The sequence below is a fragment of the Pyxidicoccus caerfyrddinensis genome (assembly GCF_010894405.1).
In the GTDB taxonomy this organism is placed as follows: domain Bacteria; phylum Myxococcota; class Myxococcia; order Myxococcales; family Myxococcaceae; genus Myxococcus; species Myxococcus caerfyrddinensis.
The window spans coordinates 1-436 of sequence record NZ_JAAIYA010000142.1 but is presented as its reverse complement, the minus strand read 5'-3'; the positions used below and the strand labels follow the sequence as shown (position 1 = coordinate 436).

1 pseudogene is annotated in these 436 nt (G+C 71.6%); it reads right to left on the bottom strand.

What is annotated here, in order from left to right:
* Positions 1 to 353: pseudogene (locus G4D86_RS51895) on the bottom strand (hypothetical protein); the annotation flags it as partial.
* Between the last annotated feature and the right edge of the window lie 83 nt (positions 354 to 436).

Sequence of the window (436 nt, the reverse complement as noted above, 5' to 3'; positions counted from 1 at the left end):
ACGCGCGGGTCCTCCAGCGGCGCGTTCGCCAGCGGCGCGAGCACACCCCGGTTCCACTCCACGACCGGGGACATCAGCTCCGCGACAACGATGCGGGCACCCGGTCCCAGGCGGTCGAGCACCGCGCGGACCGTGAATCCGAAGCCCAGCCCGCCCACGAGCACCCGGGCGGGCGCGTCCGCCGCGAAGTTCGCGCAGCCGGCGTCGGCCATGGCCATCTCAGAGCCATGCTGGCGGCTGGACATCAACGTCTGGCCGCGCACGCGCAGCACGTACTCATCGTCCCGCTTGGCGAGCACGACCTCGCCCACATCCGGCAACTGCGCTCGCTCCACTGTTTCCCAGGGCTTCATGCCAGCGCTCTTCGCGCGACCGGGCCTCCGGGTCAAGTCGCCGCCTTGACACCCCGGGACGTGCCTGCGAAATGCGGACGACC